This is a genomic window from Pseudoalteromonas sp. 20-92 (assembly GCF_030847595.1).
GTDB lineage: Bacteria > Pseudomonadota > Gammaproteobacteria > Enterobacterales > Alteromonadaceae > Pseudoalteromonas > Pseudoalteromonas fuliginea.
This window is the reverse complement of record NZ_JANJGQ010000065.1, coordinates 1-998: the sequence shown is the minus strand read 5'-3', so window position 1 is coordinate 998 and position 998 is coordinate 1. Positions and strand designations below refer to the sequence as shown.

The following is a 998-nucleotide window of genomic DNA, read 5'->3' as shown; positions in this document are numbered from 1 at the left end:
GGCATATCCAGTATTTAAAATATGAGCGGTTAACGTGCAGGCTCAATCAAATCTAATGGTTTTACCAACCCCATTACTAGCTCAACACGTTAACCTAATTTGTTTTATAGACGCTAAGCAAACGCCTTGTGTTCATCGAATGGTACATTGTCTTTAAGCACGTGATAACACGCTCTTGCGAGCTTATGTGCAACCGTTTTAATCGCAACTACCTTGTTTGTTTTAGCCAGTTTTCGTTGATAATATTTTTTAACTGTTGGGTTATAACGAATTGCAAAATTAGCGGCCTCAGTAAAAGCCCACGCTAAATAACGATTACCATTCTTTTGATTCGTCGCGCCTTTTTTCTTTCCATTGCTGTACCTTGCCCCTTTAACACAGCGACAATAAGATGAGAAGTTTCCTGGGCTATCAAAACGTTTAATCGTGCCAGTTTCTAACATAATAGTCAGTGCTAAAGTATTCCCAATTCCATCAATACTTGTTAGGTTTATAAACTCAGGGGAGAGTGATGTTTGTTTTAAAATAGCGCCCTCTATCGCATTGATTTGCTGTTGAGCACAGCGTATTAATGAGAGGTTAGAAATGACTGACAGTGCTGTATTCATTGAGCTAAAGTCTGCGTGTACCTGCTCAGTATCAACGCCTTTTCTGATAGCAGCCATTTGCTTTATTTTGTTGCTACTGAGCTTGTATCCAAGGTGTCGCATGTAACAACTTTGCACCGATAATAAGTTTTTAGTGGACTGTTGAACAATGTCCATTCGTTTACGCATTAAGTCGCGAACAGCCCTGAGTTCACGGGGGTAAATATAGCCTTCAGGGAGTATATCTAGACGTAGCATTTCAGCTAACCAACGTGCATCACTATGGTCGTCAGCATGTTTTAAGCCTGAATATTGTTGAATTGCAGCGGGGTTCGCTAAGTGAAGCTTAAATCCTGCATCCATTAATGCATCAACTAACCAATACCAATTAAATGTTGATTCAACAACAAG

General features: G+C 39.8%; 1 protein-coding gene. It reads right to left on the bottom strand.

From position 1 onward, the window contains the following. Positions 1–113: 113 nt before the first annotated feature. Positions 114–998 (bottom strand): IS110 family transposase (locus NRL14_RS20760; protein WP_306725514.1); only part of this gene is annotated, 885 nt, incomplete at its 5' end.